The sequence below is a fragment of the Candidatus Enterococcus testudinis genome (assembly GCF_002140915.1).
GTDB lineage: Bacteria > Bacillota > Bacilli > Lactobacillales > Enterococcaceae > Enterococcus_D > Enterococcus_D testudinis.
This window is the reverse complement of sequence record NZ_NGKU01000001.1, coordinates 984,977-987,706: the sequence shown is the minus strand read 5'-3', so window position 1 is coordinate 987,706 and position 2,730 is coordinate 984,977. Positions and strand designations below refer to the sequence as shown.

Below are 2,730 nucleotides of genomic sequence, written 5' to 3'. Positions count from 1 at the left end.
ATCTGAAGTTTCATTAATTATATTTTTTACACCATAAGACATCATATACTTTCTAGAAGTCTCATCCCTAACATTAATAATTTTGGCATGATTAAATATTTTAACTGCTAATTTTCTATTAAATCCTCGATTAATTGGACCCGCCCCAACTCCAGAAATTATAATATTTTTATTTTTTTTAACAAATTTTCTTCCAAAATTAAAATATTTCATATATCTTTTTACACTACCTCTGAAGCCTTCATCATGAGATTCACCAAAGTATCCCCCAGATATGTAAACTAATGATGATGCCTGACTAATAAACTCTTTATCAGCAACTTTATTGCTAACGTAAAGTTTAGAATGATCTGACATTTCAGTAAATCTAAATTCTACATTAGGAAATGTTTGATTTAAATAGCTATAAAACATATACGCAAAAATTGTATCTCCAAAATTAGATCCGTGTGTTGCACCACATAAAAGTACTTTTTTCAAACTAATCACTCTTTCTAATATTCTTTAAAATCTCTTTAAAGCCTTTTGTAGGCATATATATTATTTTATATATAATAAATATGATAACCATTGCAATTGCCCAACAAGCAATCAATAATATAAATGCTATAATATCGTTTATGTTAGATTTCTCTAACAAACCTTTAACAAATTCTAACGGAAAAATAAATACGTATGAGATGAACATTGTTGTCAACACTTGAACTCCACTTTTTATCATATGAATACCTAATAACTTAGATACACCGTAGAGATTAAGAAAATAGTTTAAAAATAGAGAGAGCGAAACCCCGATTGAAACACCATTTATACCACCATATATATAGCCAAGGTAAGCCAGCAATCCAGTAACTATTGCCTGTACTAAATGCAAAGAAGCTCTTTTATAAACAGCACCCTTAGATCGATATATCGGATCCGTTATTTTGTAACCTACCCTAAAAAAGAGTGATAACCCTAGTATTCTAAGCGGGTCTGAAACGGCACCCCAATTCCCCCCCAAAATAATGTATACAAATGTATCTGAAAAAATGAACAATGTCATTGCTACAGGAAAGTATAGTATACTCATTATATTTGTAAATGAACGCAGAATTCTAGCAAGTTCCTGATTATTATTTTGAATCTTGGACATTACGGGAAAATAAACTAAATCAACAACCTGTCCAATTAAATTGGCTGGTATTGTCATAAGTTGAAACGCCCTACTATATATTCCTAAAGAAGTTGTCCCCATCGTCTTAGATACAACGAGATAGTCTATCTGACCCGTTGTTACATTAAGAAATCTTGAAATTGAGTATCCAAAGCCGAAACGAGCCATTTGACGGAGATTGCCAATAAAAATTTTTAAATTTGATATTTGAAATACATCTTTTGTAAAAAATAAGACCAGCATTAAAGAAACTAAGTATCTTAATATGTTCGCAAAGACCAACGCCCATATGCCGTATCCATTCAAACCAAAAAAAACAGAAAATATTAAATAACAAAAATTCCCTAAGATTTCCTTAGTTGCAATTTTAGTAAACTCAAGTTCTTTTTGAAGCAGGGAATTAGGCACTACAGAAATACTGTTTATAAGAAAAGAAACGGAGGTGACCATAAGTACTTTTTCATTTTCTAATCCTACAATCGAAGAGATAGGATTAGCTAGTAGTAGCACTCCAATAAAAGAAATTAAGCCTAAGAATATTGAAATTCCATTTGCTGTACTTAAATCTTTTTTTGATATATTTGACTTTTGAATAATCGCTGGCCCTAATCCAAGTTGCCAAATTATATCCGCATAACTAGTAACAATTGCTACTGCAGCCATCTCACCAAATTGATTTGGTGTAAAAATCCTTGCCAATATTATTGTCGTTAACGTTTGAATTATGAATGATATTATCGTCGAAATTGAAGTTACCGTTAATCCTTTTTTTGCACTAATCGACATCTAAGCTTCCTACTTCCCACAAATATATTCACAAAAATCGACCCATTCTTTTTCAATTTTCGCTTTATCAAACCTTCCCTTCACCAATTGCGAATATGTTATCAGCTGATTACATATCTCCGGGTCAGAGAGAACTAATGTAAGCCTTTCTCGAAGACTTTCTGAATTGCCATTCTCGAATAATGCCCCCCATTGACCATTACTTGTTAACAGTCGAGGTCCACCCGGTGGACAGTCTGAAGAGACCGTTACATTACCTGCGCCCATAGCTTCAAGTAATATATTAGGAATACCTTCAACTCTGGAGGGCAAGACGAAAACTGCGGCTTTATTTATTTTTAAAACAATATCTGGGTCTCTTTCAAAAAAATAAATTTTTTTTGAAAACTGCTGATATCTTATTTTTAACTCATCGTTTCTATCTTCTCCATAAATATGAAGTTGATAATCCGGGAATAGATTTGTTAAGTTAAGAAAAGCATCACATAAAACATCTATTCCCTTCTCTAGTTCATTCAGTCGTGCTGCGGCAGAAATTATTATCTTATTTCTCTTTTCAAACCTTAATACTTCACTCTCATCAATTTTTTGTTGGAAGTACGGGTTAGGAATGACAGCAACCTTATCCTTTCTCAAGTTAAAATAGTCTCTAACCTGATCAAGTTGGAATACAACACCATCGGACAAACTATATGCAATTTTTGCTATAAATCTCCAATAAATACTTAAATCTTCTGGAGAACGCCTCTCTGAAGTAAGTACTTTTGTCTTCGTAAATAACGCCGATA

3 protein-coding genes are annotated in these 2,730 nt (G+C 32.3%); all 3 read right to left on the bottom strand.

The window, feature by feature from the left end:
• On the bottom strand, positions 1 to 480 hold a 480-nt coding region (locus A5886_RS04735), incomplete at its 3' end, for a polysaccharide pyruvyl transferase family protein (RefSeq protein WP_179189968.1).
• Position 481: 1 nt separating this feature from the next.
• Positions 482 to 1,942, bottom strand: coding sequence for a lipopolysaccharide biosynthesis protein (locus tag A5886_RS04730; protein WP_086273882.1), 1,461 nt, complete (start codon positions 1,940 to 1,942; stop codon positions 482 to 484).
• A 9-nt stretch (positions 1,943 to 1,951) separates the two neighbouring features.
• Positions 1,952 to 2,730 (bottom strand): glycosyltransferase (locus A5886_RS04725; RefSeq protein ID WP_086273881.1); only part of this gene is annotated, 779 nt, incomplete at its 5' end.